Source organism: Actinokineospora baliensis (genome assembly GCF_016907695.1).
Lineage (GTDB): Bacteria > Actinomycetota > Actinomycetes > Mycobacteriales > Pseudonocardiaceae > Actinokineospora > Actinokineospora baliensis.
The window spans coordinates 4,232,724-4,249,339 of the sequence record NZ_JAFBCK010000001.1; the positions used below are offsets into that span (position 1 = coordinate 4,232,724).

At 68.6% G+C, this 16,616-nt stretch carries 12 protein-coding genes; 7 read left to right on the forward strand and 5 right to left on the reverse strand.

From position 1 onward, the window contains the following. The 3 genes from JOD54_RS19560 to JOD54_RS19570 all read left to right on the forward strand — a co-directional run bounded on the left by JOD54_RS19560 (position 1) and on the right by JOD54_RS19570 (position 5,227). A complete protein-coding gene (locus JOD54_RS19560) occupies positions 1-177 on the forward strand; it encodes a hypothetical protein (RefSeq protein WP_204451914.1) in 177 nt (58 codons plus the stop codon). Continuing rightward, positions 162-3,176 (forward strand): right-handed parallel beta-helix repeat-containing protein, encoded by a 3,015-nt coding sequence (locus JOD54_RS19565; protein WP_204451915.1) that lies wholly within the window; start codon positions 162-164, stop codon positions 3,174-3,176. The genes JOD54_RS19560 and JOD54_RS19565 overlap by 16 nt, the downstream gene beginning before the upstream one ends. 107 nt (positions 3,177-3,283) lie before the next feature. Then, positions 3,284-5,227 carry a S8 family peptidase gene (locus JOD54_RS19570; protein WP_204451916.1) on the forward strand — a complete coding sequence of 648 codons (1,944 nt, stop codon included), beginning with the start codon at positions 3,284-3,286 and terminating at the stop codon, positions 5,225-5,227. Between the two features lie 51 nt (positions 5,228-5,278). Here JOD54_RS19570 and JOD54_RS19575 read toward each other — a convergent pair whose 3' ends face one another. Next, positions 5,279-7,417 carry an Hsp70 family protein gene (locus JOD54_RS19575; RefSeq protein WP_204451917.1) on the reverse strand — a complete coding sequence of 713 codons (2,139 nt, stop codon included), beginning with the start codon at positions 7,415-7,417 and terminating at the stop codon, positions 5,279-5,281. 140 nt (positions 7,418-7,557) lie between these two features. On the opposite strand from JOD54_RS19575, the gene JOD54_RS19580 reads away from it, so the two are divergent. The 3 genes from JOD54_RS19580 to JOD54_RS19590 are packed head-to-tail and all read left to right on the forward strand — an operon-like array spanning position 7,558 to position 10,532. Further along, on the forward strand, positions 7,558-8,058 hold the full coding sequence (locus JOD54_RS19580; RefSeq protein WP_204451918.1) for a histidine kinase: 501 nt from the start codon (positions 7,558-7,560) through the stop codon (positions 8,056-8,058). Next, positions 8,049-8,711, forward strand: coding sequence for a response regulator transcription factor (locus JOD54_RS19585; RefSeq protein WP_204451919.1), 663 nt, complete (start codon positions 8,049-8,051; stop codon positions 8,709-8,711). Before JOD54_RS19580 ends, JOD54_RS19585 begins: the two co-directional genes overlap by 10 nt. Positions 8,712-8,714: 3 nt before the next feature. Beyond that, a complete protein-coding gene (locus JOD54_RS19590; protein WP_204451920.1) occupies positions 8,715-10,532 on the forward strand; it encodes a sensor histidine kinase in 1,818 nt (605 codons plus the stop codon). A gap of 3 nt (positions 10,533-10,535) precedes the next feature. Here JOD54_RS19590 and JOD54_RS35655 read toward each other — a convergent pair whose 3' ends face one another. Genes JOD54_RS35655 through JOD54_RS19605 form a run of 3 tightly spaced genes read right to left on the reverse strand, consistent with a single transcriptional unit; the run spans position 10,536 to position 13,097 of the window. Beyond that, positions 10,536-11,468 (reverse strand): sensor histidine kinase, encoded by a 933-nt coding sequence (locus JOD54_RS35655; protein WP_204451921.1) that lies wholly within the window; start codon positions 11,466-11,468, stop codon positions 10,536-10,538. A gap of 25 nt (positions 11,469-11,493) precedes the next feature. Beyond that, positions 11,494-12,912, reverse strand: coding sequence for a serine/threonine-protein kinase (locus JOD54_RS19600; protein WP_307860175.1), 1,419 nt, complete (start codon positions 12,910-12,912; stop codon positions 11,494-11,496). Between the two features lie 44 nt (positions 12,913-12,956). Next, the gene (locus JOD54_RS19605) at positions 12,957-13,097 is read right to left on the reverse strand and encodes a hypothetical protein (protein ID WP_204451922.1); all 141 of its coding nucleotides are present in this window, start codon (positions 13,095-13,097) and stop codon (positions 12,957-12,959) included. 234 nt (positions 13,098-13,331) lie between these two features. On the opposite strand from JOD54_RS19605, the gene JOD54_RS19610 reads away from it, so the two are divergent. After that, positions 13,332-16,082, forward strand: a complete 2,751-nt coding sequence (locus JOD54_RS19610) for a helix-turn-helix transcriptional regulator (protein WP_204451923.1) — start codon at positions 13,332-13,334, stop codon at positions 16,080-16,082. Here the strand turns inward: JOD54_RS19610 and JOD54_RS19615 are convergent. Beyond that, positions 16,064-16,543 (reverse strand): DUF6328 family protein, encoded by a 480-nt coding sequence (locus JOD54_RS19615; RefSeq protein ID WP_204451924.1) that lies wholly within the window; start codon positions 16,541-16,543, stop codon positions 16,064-16,066. The genes JOD54_RS19610 and JOD54_RS19615 overlap by 19 nt on opposite strands. Between the last annotated feature and the right edge of the window lie 73 nt (positions 16,544-16,616).

Consider the following 16,616-nt stretch of genomic DNA (forward strand, 5'->3'; position numbering starts at 1 on the left):
ATGCTCACCACCCCCTTCGCCTCGAACGCGGTGACCACCGCGTTCCCGCGCGCAGCCGCCCAGAGCCCGCCCCGCCAGACCCTCCGCTGGGACCAGCGCGTCGACCACCACCAGCGCCTGATCGACTTCCTCGCCGGTGCCGACCCCCAGGAGGTGCCGTCATGGCGAGCAGGCTGACCAACGTCCGTTCCGTGCTCAGCGTCTCGGCGACCGACGCCGACTGCTTCCGCACCGTCAACGACGCCATCGCCGCCGCCGCGGACGGCGACGTGATCGCCGTGCGGCCGGGGATCTACCGCGAATCCGTGGTCATCGAGCGCGACATCACCCTCTCCGGTGCCGGGTCGGCGGGGGAGGTCCGCATCGAAACGGTCGGGGCGCCCGCGCTGCACCTGACCGCCGAGCGGGCCACGGTGTCCGGCATCGTGCTGGCGCACAGCGACGGCGAGGCCGCCGTTGACCTGACCGCGGGCTCGTTGCGGATGGACGAGTGCGTTGTCACCGCGGACTCCGCGGTCGCGGTGGCGGTGCGCGGCGGGGCGGAGCTGCACGCGCGGGACTGCACCGTCAGCAATCCCGGCGGCGCCGGTCTGCTCGTGTTCGACGGTGGGGGCGCCGAGGTGCGGACGACCACCTTCACCGGCATCGCGACCACCGCCGTGGTCGCCCGCACCGGGGGAGCGCCGCGGCTCACCGAGTGCGACATCGCCGACTCCGGCGGCGCCTTCCTCGCCGCGGACAACGCCGGTGGCACGGTGAAGAAGTGCCGGATCGAACGGATCAACGGACCTGGCATCGTCGTCGAGGAGAACAGCACCCTGGTCGTCAGCGGCACCACGCTGTCCGAAGTGGAGGGTGTGGCCTTCCTGGTCGGCGCCGGCTCGTCGCCGAGCATGTACGACAGCACCATCAGCAACGCCCAAGCCCAGGCGATCGTCCTGGTCCAGGGTGCGACGGCGACGGTGGAGCGCACGGAGATCCGTGGCGCCCGCGGCCACGGTGTGCACGTCCTCGACTCCTCCCGGGCCGAGCTCACCGAGTGCACCTTCACCGATTCCGGCCACGACGCCGTCCTCGTCGGCGGAACCGGCTCGGCCACCCTGACCAAGCTCACCGTCACCGGCGGCACCAACTCCGCCGTCATCGTCGAGGACAACGGTGATGTCACCATCGCCGAACCGAGAGTCGAGCGGGTCAAGTCCACTGCGCTCATCGCCCGCGGTGCCGCTCGGCTGCGCGTCGACGGCGGCACCATCACCGAGTGCGGCACCGGTGTGCTCTGGGAGGGGGCGTCCACCGGGCAGCTCAGCGGGGTGGTCGTCGAGCAGAACCTCGGTGACGGCGTTGTGCTCCGCTCCAGCGAACCCATCGAGCTGCGGGGTTGCCGCATCGAACGCAACCGGGGCAAGGACCTGCGCGATGACGCCGGACTCGCCCAGGTCGAGACTCCACAGGAGACACCGCCGCCGAAGGTCGAGACCTCCGACGATCTCAGCACCCTGCTGGAGCAGCTGAACGGGTTGGTGGGCCTCGACGGCGTCAAGCGCGAGGTCGAGACCCTGGTGCGGCTGCACCAGATGGCCGAGCGCCGGGCCGCCGCCGGTCTGCCGTCACCGCCTCTGGGGCGGCACCTGGTTTTCGCCGGGTCGCCTGGTACCGGCAAAACCACCATCGCCCGGCTGTACGGCAGGATCCTGACCGCGCTGGGGGTTCTGCGCACGGGCCAGCTCGTCGAGGTGGCCCGCGCGGACCTGGTGGCCGCCGTCGTCGGCGGCACCGCGCTCAAGACCGCCGAGAAGTTCGAGGAGGCGTTGGGTGGTGTGCTGTTCATTGATGAGGCCTATTCCCTTTCCGCTGGGTCCGGTGGCACCGGACCCGACTTCGGCCGCGAGGCGATCGACACGTTGGTGAAGCTGATGGAAGACCACCGCGACGACGTCGTGGTGATCGTTGCGGGCTACACCAACGACATGCGCACCTTCATGGCCGCCAACCCCGGACTGTCGTCGCGTTTCACCCGCACCATCGAGTTTACCGACTACTCGGCCCCCGAATTGGTGACAATTGTCGAGGGACTGTGCCGGGCTCATGATTACCGTCTGGAGTTCGAGACCCGCGCCGCGGTGCACGCTTACTTCACCAAGCTGCCCAGGGACGCCACTTTCGGGAACGGCCGCACCGCGCGCAAGGTGTTCGAGGAGATGGTCGGCAGGCAGGCGTACCGCCTCGCGGAGGACGACGACGCGACGGCCATGGCCTTGACGAGGCTCTTGCCGGAAGACCTGGGACCGTTGCCAGGCAGCGGAATCGGCGCGGGCGCCGGACGCATCGATCAAGAGCAAGTGGACAGACTCCTGTCCGACCTCCGTGGCCTAGTAGGCCTCGATGACGTTAAGAGCGAAGTCAGCAGCATGGTCGACCTGCTCGATTCCGCCAGGCAACGCCGCGAAGCAAATCTGCCCGTTCCTTCTCTTAGTAGGCATCTCATCTTCGCTGGCCCGCCAGGAACGGGTAAGACAACGGTTGCGAGGCTCTATGGGTCTATCCTCGCTGCCATGGGCGTCCTCGCCCAAGGACAGGTGATCGAGGTAAGCCGCGCGGACCTCGTGGGCGAGTACATAGGTCACACAGCGAAGCGCACAACGGAGTCCTTCGACCGCGCACGCGGCGGACTGTTGTTCATCGACGAGGCCTACACGCTGTCCAGCCGTCCCGGCGGCGGGCAGGACTTCGGTCGCGAGGCGATCGACACCTTGGTGAAGCTGATGGAGGACCACCGCGACGAGGTCGTGGTCATCGCGGCGGGCTACGCGGGGGAGATGGCGGGGTTCCTCGCCGCCAACCCGGGGTTGCAGTCGCGCTTCTCCCACCACGTCAACTTCGCCAACTACACCGCCGACGAGCTGGTCACCATCGTGAGCCAACACGCGACCAAGATCGGCTACGAGTGCACGGCGCCCACGGTCGCGGCGCTGCGCAGCCACTTCCTCGCGATCCGCAGGGACGAGTCGTTCGGCAATGGACGCTATGCGCGCCAGGTGCTCGACGAGGCGGTCACCCGGCACGCCCGCCGCATGCGCGGGATCGCGTCGCCGACGATCACCGACCTGTGCGTCCTGCTCCCGGAGGACATCCCGGCGGCGAGCCAGAACGGCAAGCCACCCGGGCAGGCGTAACGCCGAAGTGGCCTGCCCATTCGGCGGGTTGTGCGGCCGGGCAAGGGGGTGTGAGCCTTGTCCGGACCGCGCGCCTTCTGCGCGGCGGCGTAGGGGGAGGAACCTCAGTGCACGTACAAAAACGGCGTAGACGGCTGTCGCTCGTAGTGGCCGCCATCGCCATCTTGTCGCTCTTAAGCCCAACGGCGTCCGGTGCGTCAAACAGCCCAGGACGGTCGCAGCCCGCCAAGAAGTCCGCCATCATCGACGGTAGCTACATCGTCGTCTTCAAGGACGCGCCCAGCGCCAGGTCAGCCACGTCCAGCACGGCTGCCACAGTGGCATCCCGCTACGGTGCGCAGTTGTCCTACACATACCGCCACGCTCTTAACGGGTTCGCTGGCCGCTTCGATGCCGAGACGGCGCGCAAGATCGCTGCCGATCCGCTGGTGGCCTACGTCAGCCAGGACCTCAAGGTTCACAAGGACGGAACCCAGGTGACCCCACCGTCGTGGGGCCTGGACCGCATAGACCAACGCGATCGGCCGTCGGACAACTCTTACAACTACCCCGCTAACACCGCGACCAACGTCACCGCTTACATCATCGACAGCGGTATCCGGACTACCCACCAGGACTTCGGTGGCCGAGCGACGTGGGGCACCAACACCACGGGCGACGGCAACAACACCGACTGCAATGGCCATGGAACACACGTCGCGGGAACAGTGGGAGGAAGCACATACGGCGTCGCGAAGGGTGTCAAGCTCGTGGCCGTCAAGGTGTTGGACTGCAACGGCGACGGCACCTCCGCGAGCTTCCTCGCCGGCCTCGACTGGGTGACGGCCAACCACGTGTCCGGGCCCGCTGTCGCCAACGTCAGCCTCGGTGCCGCCGGTACCAACCAGGCGTGGGAAGACGCGGTCCGCAACTCCATCAACGACGGGATCGTCTACACCATCTCCGCGGGCAACGACACCGAGGACGCCTGCAACCACACCCCCGCCCGCACCCCGCAGGCCATCACCGTTGGTGCTACCGGCATCAACGACCGCATCGCCGACTTCTCCAACTACGGCGCCTGCGTCGACATCCTGGCTCCCGGCGAGGGCATCCTCTCGGCTTGGAACGACAGTGACACTGGTAGCGAATCCTCCGACGGCACCTCTATGGCGGCACCGCATGTAACCGGGGCTGCCGCGCTGCTCGTCGCCGCAGAGCCCACCTTGACGCCTGCGCGCGCCGCCGAGGCGCTCTTGCTCGACTCGACCCCCAACAAGGTCACCGCTGCACGCGTAGGTACACCCAACCGTCTGTTGTCGACCAACACAGGCAACCGGCCGGGCTACCCGGTTGTGGCGAACCCGGGCTTCCGCGCCGCGCGCGTTGGCACCGCGTTCTCCTTGACGCTCACCGCGGCGGGTGGGACTGGCCCGTACAAGTGGACCGCTACTGGTCTGCCCGCGGGCCTGGCCATTAACCTCAACACCGGTGCCATTACCGGTACGCCGACGACCGCGGCGACCTCGACCGCCACGGTGACCACCACCGACGCGGCCAATCGGACGCGCGCCACGGCGTTCCAGATCACAGTGACGCCCGCGGCAGGCAGTTGCTCCAGCCCTGGCCAGCGCCTGCTGAACACCGGCTTCGAGAACGGCTTCGCCCCCTGGACCGGCTTCACCTACGTGATCGGTGCGTGGACAGGTGGCGACCGCGGACCGCGCAGCGGCACGCGCGCCGCGATCGTCAACGGCAATGGGGTGGACCACGAGGAGCTGCTCAGCCAGGCCGTTCTCATCCCGGCGGGCTGCGTCCACTCGACACTGTCGTTCTACCTGCGCACTACGACGGAGGAGACCGACCCCATCCCGTACGACACCGTGACCATCTCGCTGGGTAACACGGTCCTGGCGACCTACGACAACACCAACGCCGGTGCGTACGCGCTGAAGTCGTTCCCCGTAGGCGCCTACGCGGGGCAGGTGCTGGTGCTGACGATCGACGGCACGGAGGACTTCGCGGCCAAGACCACGCACTCCTTCGATGACTTCTCGCTTGTAGCGTCCTAGTGCAGACGGCGGCGCGGGGCCTGCGACGGCCCCGCGCCGCTGGCGGGGGCCTTAGGCCCCCGTGCTCAAGATGGTTACGGAGTCGCTAAGCGTGTTGGTCACGTAGGCCTCCTTGCCGTCAGGGGAGACGGCGAGTGACCATGGCTCTCTGCCCACGGGCACGGTGGCGGTGACCTGTTTGGTACCTACGTCGATGACCGACACGGTTCCCGATCCGTTGTTGGCGACGTAGACGTGTTTGCCGTCCGGCGCCACCGCCACCGCCATGGGCCGTTCGCCCACGTCGATCGTGTCGGTCACCTTCTGGGTGTCCGTGTCCACTACGGACACGGTGTTGTCGTCGAAGTTCGCCGTGTAGACGGTCCTGCCGTCCGGAGACACTGCCAATGCCAGACTGCTCTTGCCGACCCGCACCGAGCCGAGAACCCGGTGGCTGTCCAGGTCGAGGATGGTGACCTGGTTGAGTTCCACGCTCACGACATAGACCTTGTTGCGATCCACCACTAGGCCTCGGGAGCCCGCTGGGGCCTTCGCGAACGGCGTCGCCACTGTGCCGTCGGTCTCCAGTTCCAGGATCTGGGCAGCCTCCTGGTCAGGGATGAGCAGCCTCTTACCGTCCTGTGTCGTGTCGGGGACGAACAGCCCCTTGCCCGCCGGGACAGTCGAGACCACTTCATCCTTCCCGGTGTCGACAACGGCCACGGCGTTGCCCGGGCTAAGAAGCGTCACGAAGGCCTTGTTGCCACTCAGCACCACGTACTGCGGCGGCGCTGTCATAGGGATCGCTCGGATCACCTTACGAGTGGAGCGGTCGATCACCGACACGGTGTTCGAGACGCTGCTCGGCACGTACACCTTGGAGCCCGAGACCGCTACGCCCCGAGGGCGTCGCCCTACGCCGTTGATCGTCCCCGCGACAGTTGGAGAGCCGCTGCTCGCCCCGATGACGGCATCGGCTTCTGCCGCCCCGGTCTCGCTGCCACCACCGGTAAGGACTGCGATACCGCCACCAACAAGGGCGGCAGCGGCGACCGCAGCCATAGGGATCAGGAACTTTCGCCGACTCACCCTCGGTCGCGGCGAGGGCGCGGGCACGTGTGTCGGCTTTGGTGTCATCCGCCTAGAGGCGATGGCTGCTGCGCCTAACGCCACGGTGAACTTCGGGTGTAATCCAGTCCTCACGGGACGCCCGAAGGCGGCAGAGACAACCTGGTCGACCAAGGGGATACGCGACGACCCTCCGGCGAGCAGCACCGCCGCCAAGTCGCGCGGGGTGAGCCCCGCCGACGAGATGGTGCGGTACAACGCCTCCACGGTCAGGTCCACCGACGGCCTGATCATCTCGTTGAACGCCAACCGGGTGACGACAACGTCGCGATGGCCCGACAGCAGGGGCACCCGCACAGTCACGTCCGGCTCGATGGACAACTCTTCCTTCGCGCGAACGCAGGCCGCCCGCGTCGCCGCCAGCACGCCCGCAGCTGCGGGATCGGCCGGGTCCAACTCGGAGAGTCCGCCGCCCACAGCAGCGTCCACATGCGCGAACAAGGCCTCGTCGAAGTCCATGCCGCCCAGGCGCTCGATGCCCTCGGGGGTGCCCACGATCTCCATGCCGTCTTCGCGCGCCCGCAGGATCGTCGTGTCGAAGGTTCCGCCCCCGAGGTCGTACACCGCGACGAGTTCACCGACGCCTAGGCGACGCTCGGCCGCGTAGTGCGTCGCGGCCGCCTCAGGCTCGGTGACCAGGACCGCGCCAGGCAGGCCCGCGAGCCGCGGCACCTCGTCGAAGTGTTCACGCCGGTAGGGCCCCCACACCGCCGGGCATGTCAGAACCACCGACTCCGGAACAATGCCTATAGTCGCCGTCACCCGAGCCATCACGGATTTCAACTGGGCGGCTAATAGCGCGGCGGGGGAGTAGGGGGCGCCACCCACGACTAGCGGTGTCGGATCACCCAACCGGCGCTTGAATCCGCGGACCAGCCTGTGCGGCTCATTTCGCGCGGCGTCCACCGCGGCGTCACCCGTCAGCAACGTCCCGTCCATGGCGGCGAAAACCGCTGATGGCTCAACGACTCCGTGGCGACCGAGGGGGACCATCGTCGTCGCTATCGGGCCGGAACCGGTCGGGCCGACGATGGCGACCCCGGTGAATGTGGTGCCGAGGTCGATGCCGACTCCGTGGCCCATGGAGTTCTCCCAGTCCGCGCGGGCGATAGCCCTGCTCCGGTAGTTGACTCTATCTCCGCGCGGGCGGGTAGGGATATCCCTACCCGGCTAGAGGGCAACCCCTGTTGCCCGTGATCGTCGGCGCGCCGCAACATTGTCCGATGAACCCGATCACCCGCTGGTGGCGACGGGTCCGCCCGGTGCGGTTGCGGCCGGTGGACCCGGTGACCTGCGCGCTGCGCCGGGGACTGGAACGTGATCTTAACGACGGTCCCGCGCAGCGGGTCGCGGCGCTGTCGGTGGAGCTAGGGTTGCTGTCCGTGGACCTGCCCGACAACCCCGCGTTGGCGGGGCGCATCGACCAGCTGCGGTGCTCGCTGGACACCGTGCTGGCCGAGCTGCGGGAGATCGGTGGCGCGTTGTACCCACCCGTGCTGGCCAGCGACGGGTTCGAACCGGCGCTGCACGCCGTGGCCGAGCGGCACGGGGTCGCGCTCGCGGTCAGCGGCGACCCGGTGGACCGCGACACGGCCGACGCGGCGTGCCTGGCCGTGGTCGACCACCTGCGGTCGGTTCCCCGCGACACCAGGTTGGACGTGCGGGTGCGGCGCGGACTGGGATCCGTGTGGGTCGACATCACCGAGGAGCGGCTGTGCGGGTAGCCATCGCCGATGACGGCGCCTTGTTCCGCGAGGGCCTGGTCATGCTGCTGCGCGCGGCGGGCCACGAGGTGGTCGGTTCGGTCTCCGACGGCGACAAGCTGGCCGCCCTGGTGGCCACCGACCCCGTCGACGTGGCCATCCTCGACATCCGGATGCCCCCCGAACCCGACGGCGGCCTCGCCACCGCGGAACGCGTGCGGGCGCTGCGGCCGGAGACCGGGCTGTTGCTGCTGTCGCACTACGCCGAGACCCACTACCTGATGCGGGTCCTGGAGATCGGCACCGAAGGGGTCGGCTACCGGCTCAAGGAGAAGGTCGCGGGCGTGCAGGTGCTCGACGACACCCTTACCCGCCTGGCTTCGGGAGAGATCGTGATCGAACCGTCGCTGGCCAAGCGGCTGGTGGAACGCCCGGCGGGCGGCGATGGACCGGTCGGCGCGCTCAGCGAGCGCGAGCACGACGTGCTGCGGCTCATGGCGGAGGGCCGCACCAACAACGCCATCGCCAAGGAACTGTTCATCTCCGCGAAAGCCGTGGAGAAGCACATCGCGGCGATCTTCACCAAGCTGGACCTGCCCGGCGATCCCAGCGTCCACCACCGCAGGGTTCTGGCGGTACTCGCGTACCTGCGTGCCAGGCGGATCGACGGTTAAGAGGTGGACTTCGAGGCGTTGGTCCGTGAACTGGCCGAGTCGACCGGTCAGTCCGCGGCGTACTACGCGCCTGATGGCGATGGACTGACCGTTGCCGCCTCTTGGCCTGGGCCTGCCGCCCAAGCTGACCGCGTCGAGTCGATCCCAGGTGTCGTGGAGCGGGTGCCCGGTGGGGGAGCAGTGGCTCTATCGTCCGCGGGGGCGGGCGATCTGCAGCGGTTGCGCCGAACGGCCCACAAGATTGCCCTAGTCGCCGCTGATGATCGGTTGCGGGCTGAACGTGAACGGCTCACCGAGCGGGTCCACGTCCTAGAGGCGGATGCACGCGCTGCTCGGGAGCGGCTCGCCGAGGTAAGAGAGCTCGAACGTCGCCGCATCGCCGTGGCGCTCACTGCGGTCACCACGCGCGAGTTCACCGACTTGCGGTCCTTACTCGCCGACTTGGACTACGCGGGCAGCGACACCGCTCGCGCTCTTACCGCGTTCCGCACCGCGCTCGACGATGTCATAGACCGCTTCCGCACCGTAGTGCGCGGCGTCCACCCCGCGATGCTGCCCGACCGCGGACCCGTTGCCGCACTTGAAGAACTTGCCGCGGACCTGCCCCGCCCCATCCGATTCACCGGGGACCTGGGGCGCAGGGTCGGCTGGGAGGTCGAGTCCGGGATCTACCACGCTGCCGCAGCCGTCGTGTCGTTGTTGGCGGAGGGCCCATCCCGCGACCCCGTGGACATAGAACTGTCGCGTGTGAACGGTGCTCTGGTGCTGACCTTCACCGATGGCGCGTCGACACTCACCGGCGCCGAGTTGCGGTCCACGCTGAAGGACGACGCGGATCGATTGGCCGCGTTCGGGGGCATCCTCGACACCTGGGTCACCGGTGGGCGTGTGGTTGTTCGGATCTGGTTGCCGGAGCGCCTTGACGGGTCCGCGGTCGTCGCGCCCGCCTCGGCCGAGGGGACGCTCTTGGCGCGCGTGCGCGACCTTGTGGCGACAGCGGTGCGGGAGTCGGTAGCCGGTTGGGCTGAGATCGCTGACCGCCTCGACCAGCCACCGACCGTCGCCCTGGTCGACTCGTCGGGAGCCGTGGAACTGCTCACCGGCTACACCTTCGCCAGCGACGGCGCCGCCGCCTGGTACACCCACGGCCGGACCGGAGACGTGACGTTCCACCGCCCGGGCCTGCCGCCGGTCACCACCCCGGTCTCGGTCGCGGGACTCACCCGCCCCTCCGACGTCTCCCGCTTGGTGATCCGCTGGCCCGCCGACATCCTGCGCCACCTCACCCTGGTCGACATCCCGACTCTGCCCACCGCCGTGACCGGCTTCGACGTGATCGTGCTGCCGCGACCGAACCCGACCTTCCTGCGCACCTTCCGCGACAAGGTCGACATCATTGTCGGCACGGACGATCTCGCCGCCCTCTTACGCCGCCGAGTCATAGAGCGCGCCGATCTCATCACTGCCCGCTCAGTTCTCGCGGCCGCACGGCGTGCTCCGCGCCCAGAGCCGCTCGCCCGGCTCTTAGATCGGATCGAGGCTGACGCGCACGAGCTCGCGGAACTCTCTCTGCTGAACGATCTCGAGTCTGGACATCTGACGCTGCCAGGCGACCCAATCCGCCTCTTAGGCGCTCATGGTCGCGCTGCGCACGTCCGCCTGGGTTTACCGGCCTCCTCCACCCGTGACGAGATCCACCACGCCGCTGTCACTGCTACGGCTCTATGGCGCACTCGCGCGGGCAACCCCGCCACCAGCCCTCATCACCGAGATGCGTGCCTGATCCTTGTGCGCACATGTGAGGGCTTGTCGCTGATCTGATGGCTAGGTAGCCGGGATGAAGCCTTCAACGGTGGTTCCGTTGCCCAGGGCCGAATCCACCCGGACGGTGCCGCCGACATCGGTCAGACGTGTGGTCAGGTTGACCAAGCCCGCCCCATTGCCTGTCCTCTCGAACCCGGGCCCGTCGTCGCGGACGGAGAAGTGCAGGCCGTCGTGGGTGGTGTGCAGGCGGACGTCGATCGCGGCGCCGACGGCGTGCTTGTGGGCGTTGTTGACCGCTTCCAGGCACACGAAGTAGACCGCTGTCTCGACCTGAGCCGGGAACCGGGGCAGGTCCGCGGCGACGTCGAGGCGGACGTCGGTGTGCGGGGCCAATTCGGCCCCCAGAGCGGCCACCAGGCCCTTGGCGAGCGCGGGCGGCAGAACGCCCGCCGCGGTGCGGATCAGGCTCTCCTGGGCGGCGTCGAGCCGGTCGGCGAGGGTCGCGATGACGGACGGGTCGTGTTCGGCGACCGCGACGGCCATGCGCAGGGCCACCAAGCGGTGCTGGGTGCCGTCGTGCAGGTCCCGTTCGATGCGGCGCCGCTCGGTGTCCATCTCCGCGGCCGCGCGCCACCGACCATCGGCCAGGTCGGCGCTCGCCTCGTGACCGCGGCGGCGCAGGTCGTCCACCGAGCGGGTCAACCGGATCAGGTCGACCACCGGGGCGAGCACGGCGGCGACCGCACCGAGCCTGGCCCGACTGGGTCGCACCCGCAGTTCGGCGCCGGAGGAGATCACCGCCCGAAAGCCGCTGCCACCAGCTCCCCACGCGTACCGGACGCCGTCCAGACGCAGCTCACAGCCCTCAGCACCCAGAGCGAGCCCAACAGCTTCGGCCACGGCTTCTGGGCGGGGGTCGCGCTCGCCGACCACGGTGGCGACAGCGGCAAGGACGGCATCCACCGCAGAGTCCCCGTGATCACGCCGCGCCACCTCGTCACGGTACCTGCCAGGAGCGTCAGACGGGACGGCTGCTGAGCACCGTCGACTGGTCGATCTTCCACTGACCGCCTACGTTCACCAGCACGTAACGGTGTACTTCCCTGACGTTCTTGCCATTGGCGAACCGGTAGTCGAGCGTGACCTTCACCGTGTTCTCCCCCGCGGGGGTCACACCCGAGATCTTCACCCCTGCGACGGCGCTCCAGAAGCGCTGGTAGCCCTCGTACCCACCCGCTGGGTTGCGCTGGAACTTCTCCGTCAGCCGGGTCCACCCTTGCTCAAGCCCGCTCGGCATCAAGGCGTAGTAGTCCGTGAGCGCCGCCACGGGATCCCCCGGCGACTGCACTACGGGGTCTTGGGCAGGTGGGGCAGCGGTGGTCACAGGTGGCTGCGGTGACGTTGTCGGCGGTTGCGTTGGGGCCGGGGTGGTAGCCGCAGGTGTGAGCGGCGTGGACTCTATGGGGGCCGCGACACCTGTGTCTTGGCTGTCGACCAAAGCGAGAGTCGCGACCGTAGCGCCCGCTAGTAGCGCCAATGCCACCAACACGATCGCTGAACGCCTACGCTTCGGAGGCTCTACTGGCTCCAGATGCTCTGTCGGCGTGAAGGCGATCGGATCGGCCTTGAAGGCGCTCAAAGCGTCGCGCGCCTCGACCATCGTGGGGCGCACTGCCGGGTCTGGATCCAACATGTGCAGAAGCAGCGGTGCTAGTGCACCCGCCCTCTCTGGCGGCGTGAAGACCCCGGTCGATACCCGGTACAGCAAGGCGATCGGGTTGTCGTCCCGACCGAACGGCGGGGCGCCCTCAACAGCGGTGTACAGCGTCGCGCCGAGCGAGAACACATCGGAGGCGAACGTCGCCACTTCGCCTCTGGCGACCTCCGGTGCCAGATAGGCCGGGGTGCCTCTTACGGTGGAGGTCATGGTGCCGGAGGAGTCCGCAGCGAGCCGCGAGATCCCGAAGTCGGTGATTTTGATCCGGCCGTCTTCACCTAAGAGCACATTGGCGGGCTTGACGTCGCGGTGCACCACCCCGGCTTCGTGCGCCGCGGCCAAGCCAGCCGCGACAGCCGCGCCGATACGTGCGGCCTCCTCCGGGGAAAGCGGCCCGGAGGAGGCCAGCACCTCAGATAGGCTCGTGGACGGCAGGTACTCCATGACGAGGCACGGGTAGCCGTCGTCGTCGATGACGTCGAACACGGTGATCGCGCCCGGGTGCTGCAACTTCGCCGCGATCCTGCCTTCTCGCTCCGCGAGTCGGCCGACGCGCTCCGCCTCGGGTCCCGCCGGGACCCGCATCCGCTTCACCGCCACCGTGCGGTGCAGGCGCTCGTCGTAAGCCCGCCACACCTCGCCCATGCCGCCTCTGCCCAGCGGCTCGACCAGACGGTAGCGGCCGGAAACCTGTCGCCCGGAATCCCGTCGTTCAGTCACTCAGGTGGGTTTACCCGCGCGCGGGGCGGGTGAAACGGACAGTGCTAGTTGTGGGTCATCCCGGGCGTGGAGTTGTGCGTCATGCCCGGGTCGGTGCCCGCGGCGGCGGGGGTGGCGATGACCACGCCCACGACGAGCGCGGCGGCGGCGATGAGGGCGGCGAAAAGGGAACGCTTGGCGCGCATGGGGTTCTCCGTCGGTCGGCCGTCCGGCCGGTGCGGCCCGGACGGGCTGTGCACGGTGTGGACCGGACCGATCGTCGCAATGCCACGCCACGGTGACGCCACACCCGCGTCAACGCCCGGTGAATGCGCGCGTAACCCCAGGCGACCACGGTGGGTGAGCGGTCGCTAGGCCATTGGGCTCGACCTTGCCGTGCATGCCTGTTCACCTTCCGTTCACCTTCTTAAGCTGATCCGATGTCCGCACCACTGGGTCGCGCCCACCAGCGCCGTCGCCTCGACGCCGCTGTGGTGGCCCTGCGGGCTGGGCGGGGCCGCGTGCTGTTGATCGAGGGCGAACCCGGCATAGGCAAGACAACCCTCGTGCGAGCCGTCACCGGAGAGGCAACCGGGTGTGCCGTCCGGTGGGGCTATGGCGACGAGCTCGGTCAGGACCTGCCTCTGTTGCCTGTGCTCGACGCTCTGCGCGGTGACGATCCCCGCCTAGAGTCCGCTGACCGGTTGCTGCGCGGCGAGACCGGTGCCACTGACCCTGTGGCCGCCGCGTCGCGCCATCTCTTGGCCATCATCGCTGACCAGTGCGCGGCGACCCCCACTGTGCTTGTCATGGATGACCTCCAGTGGGCGGACAGGGCTACCGCTGCCCTCTGGTGTCACCTGGCGCGCCTTGCCCGCGACTTACCTCTGCTTCTTATAGGCATGGCCCGCCGAGTCCCGCGCGGAACTGAGTTGTTGGCGATTCGCAGAGCCGTTGGCCGCTCCGGAATACTTGCCCTCGACCGCCTCGACGATGACGCGGTCACGACTCTTGTCGCTGACCTCGCGGGAGGCGCTCCCGGCGCCCGCCTGCTCGCGCTCGCTGATGGGGCTGCCGGAAATCCGCTCTATATAACCGAACTCGTCGATGCCCTGCGTCGGGCGGGCGCCATAGCGGCACAAGAAGGCGCGGCCGAGCTCACGGGTGACTTGGCACCTGGGTCACTTGCTGCCGCCATAGCGCACAGGTTGGACTTCCTGCCGGAACGAGTTCGCTCCGTTCTAGGCGCCGCTGCCCTGCTGGGCGTCGAGTTCGACCCCGCCGACGTCGCCGCGGTACTGGGGGAGCGGGTCACCGATCTGGTAGGCGCGTTGGAGGAGGCTCGTGCTGCGGGCGTTCTTCGAGAGTCAGCCGACAGGCTGGCCTTCCGCCACCCCTTGATCCGGTCCGCGATCCACGACGACCTGCCAGCCGCCGTAAGAGCCGTCCTGCACCGAGACGCCGCTGTCGCCCTCGCGGGTTCTGGAGCCCCGATCCGCCGCGTCGCGAAGCAGTTCCTCCGCGCGGTAGACCTGTCCGGAGCGGCTCGCCTGGACGCCTGGTCCACCGCGTGGCTTGGTGACGCCGCGCCAGCACTCATCGCGCAGTCCCCGGCTCTCGCTGTGCGTCTACTGGATCGTGCGGTCCGCGATACCGGCGAAGGCGGCAATCTCGCGGCCCGTCTCGCTGACGCCCTCTATCGCACGGGTGACCCCAAGGGCTCCGAGGACGTGGCGACGCGCGCGCTGGCCGCCACGGTCGACCCGGACCTCGTCGTCGACCTCCATTGGACTCTCGCCCAGTGCCGCGCCTTGACCGGTCGCTCTAGGGAGTCTCTTAGCGCTCTCGCCGCCGCGGGTGCTGGGCTGCCGGAGAGGCACCAGGCTCGGCTGCTGGTGCTCACCGCTCGAGCTCACCGCGACCTCGGCGAGGTCGACCTGGCTGGAGTTGTCGCCGCCCGCGCGTTGGAGGCCGCAGGTGACGACCGCTGGACCGTTGGCTGGGCCCTGCACGTCCTGACCATCGTGTCGATCATGCGAGGCGATGTCGCCGCCGCGTTGCCCCTGTTCGACCGGGCCCTCGCGGTCACCGGCGCCGATCCCGCGTTGCTCGACTTGCGCCTACTCCTGCAGATCAACCAGGCAGTCGCTCTAGGCGACGTCGACCGCTACCCGGAGGCCATCGCCGCCGCGACCGCCGTGCGCATCTTGGCCCAAGAGGCAGGCGGCCAGGTTCGGCTCGCTCAAGCCCACAGTGCGCTCGGCGAGCTCTTGTTCGATGTCGGCCGCTGGGATGACGCTCTCCATGAGGTGACCGCGCTGGCTGATGACGTCAAGGACCCCGGAGTCGCGTGCTGCGATCACGGCATCGCCGCGCTTGTCGCCTTTCACAGGGGCGACCCAGACCGCGGCGCCGCTCACCTTGCTGCTGCGGCTGAACCCGCGAAGCGGATCGGGAACCGCGTGATCGGCTCTCTGGCTCTCGCCAAGGCAATCGACCATGAACGGCGTGGTAAGGCCGACCGCGCGCTGGCCGGTCTCTTGGGTTGCCTGTCGGAGACGGCGCAGGAACTGGAAGAGATGGAGGACCTGCTTCCCGAGACCGTCCGACTCGCGCTGCTCCTCGGTGACCGCACTGCCGCAGAGTATGTCGCCGGACTGGCCGAGAAGTCAGAAGAACCCACTGCCCACCGGAGGGGAGCGGCCGCCCTCTGTCGAGGGTTGATCGACCGCGACCCGTTCGCGTTGTCTAAGGCTGCCGAGCACTTCCTCACCGCGGGCCGCCTCTTCGCGCGCGGCCGCGCACTGCACTCCGCCGCGATCGCGTGGGCCGAAGCGGGGGATGCCGCGAAAGCAAGAGCGGCGTTCACGGCCGCCGACGACCTCTATGAGACGCTCGGCGCGGCTTGGGATGCGGCAGGGTTGCGCTCGGCGCTCCACGCCCATGGCATCCGTCGCGGCCCTAGAGTGCGGCATCGCGTAGAGCGCACGGGGTGGAGCAGCCTCACACCGGCGGAATCGACCGTGGCCGAACTGGTCGCACGGGGACTGAGCAACCCCGCGATCGCCGCGAGACTGGTGCTGTCCCGGCGAACCGTGGCCACCCACGTCTCGCACATCCTCGCCAAGCTGGGCATGGCCTCCCGGACGGAGATCGCCAGGGAGGCCGCGCGCTACCTCGAGTCCGGATGACGCTGCCCCCGCCGCCGGCTCCACATCGGCACCGCGAACCACCACCCCACGAACCACCCCACGATCCCGGCCGTCAACCAGACCGCCTGACGCGTACCCAGCACCACGTCCAGGATCAGCAGCATTGACGCTCCTAGAGACAGGACGAGGAAGCCTAAGCCGCACAGGGTGAACCATCCGGTCACCGCCACCAGGTGGCTCTTAAGGCGGCGCCGGAAGACGAGCCGGTGGAACGGTGCGGGTGCTATGAGAAGCGCCGTGGCCGCTGCCCCCAACAACAGGGCCACTACGTAGACCGTGCGCTGAAACTGACTGATCTCGGCGAACCGCGGTGTGAACGCCAACGCGAGCAGGAACGCCAAGAGGAACTGCACCCCGGTCTGCGCGACTCGGATCTCTTGCAACATCTCGCCGTAGTTGCGCGTAAGGCGCTGGTGCGGGGTTTCGGGGGAGGGGGTCATCGCGTGCTCCAGGATCACAGGCAGGGTGGTTTGTCCTGGTACCAGCCTGCTCGTCCACCCCACCCGAGACATC

What these genes read in the sequence shown, in the direction of transcription:
- JOD54_RS19575 (WP_204451917.1), bottom strand. Translation starts at nt 7,417, where the DNA reads ATGGGCCACGGAGTCGGCATCGACCTCGGCACCACATTCACCGGGGTC.
- JOD54_RS19605 (WP_204451922.1), bottom strand. Translation starts at nt 13,097, where the DNA reads ATGCGCGCCAAGCGTTCCCTTTTCGCCGCCCTCATCGCCGCCGCCGCG.
- JOD54_RS19560 (WP_204451914.1), top strand. Translation starts at nt 1, where the DNA reads ATGCTCACCACCCCCTTCGCCTCGAACGCGGTGACCACCGCGTTCCCG.
- JOD54_RS19565 (WP_204451915.1), top strand. Translation starts at nt 162, where the DNA reads ATGGCGAGCAGGCTGACCAACGTCCGTTCCGTGCTCAGCGTCTCGGCG.
- JOD54_RS19615 (WP_204451924.1), bottom strand. Translation starts at nt 16,543, where the DNA reads ATGACCCCCTCCCCCGAAACCCCGCACCAGCGCCTTACGCGCAACTAC.
- JOD54_RS19610 (WP_204451923.1), top strand. Translation starts at nt 13,332, where the DNA reads ATGTCCGCACCACTGGGTCGCGCCCACCAGCGCCGTCGCCTCGACGCC.
- JOD54_RS19580 (WP_204451918.1), top strand. Translation starts at nt 7,558, where the DNA reads ATGAACCCGATCACCCGCTGGTGGCGACGGGTCCGCCCGGTGCGGTTG.